1 protein-coding gene is annotated in these 361 nt (G+C 69.7%); it reads left to right on the forward strand.

The annotated features are described in order from the left end of the window. The coding region (locus AC1DMU_RS29815; protein ID WP_476941711.1) for a PaaI family thioesterase at nt 1-352 on the forward strand (352 nt) is incomplete at its 5' end. Nucleotides 353-361 lie beyond the last annotated feature (9 nt).

Below are 361 nucleotides of genomic sequence, written 5' to 3' on the forward strand. Positions count from 1 at the left end.
GGGCAACATCCAGGGCGGCTTCCTGTCGGCGATGCTGGATGACTGCATGGGCCCGGCGATCTACGCAACGCTGCCGCCCAACCGGTTGGCGGTAACGGTCRAATCGAAGACCAGTTTCGTCAGTCCCGCCCGTCCCGGGCGCATCATCGGCTGGGGGCAGATCGAGCACAGCAAGGGCAGCATCATCTTCACCCGCGGGCGCCTGACCTCGCCCAGCGGCCGCTTGCTGGCCACGGCCAGCGCCACGTTCCGCGTGGGGGCGATGCGCTGGCGCGGACTGCCGGTGCCCAGCACCGTGGCCCGGCACATGGTCGGCCACATCCTGCGCAGGGCGCAGGCGGACAATGGCTGACCCGATCAG

It is taken from the genome of Bacillus sp. 01N45 (assembly GCF_056399205.1).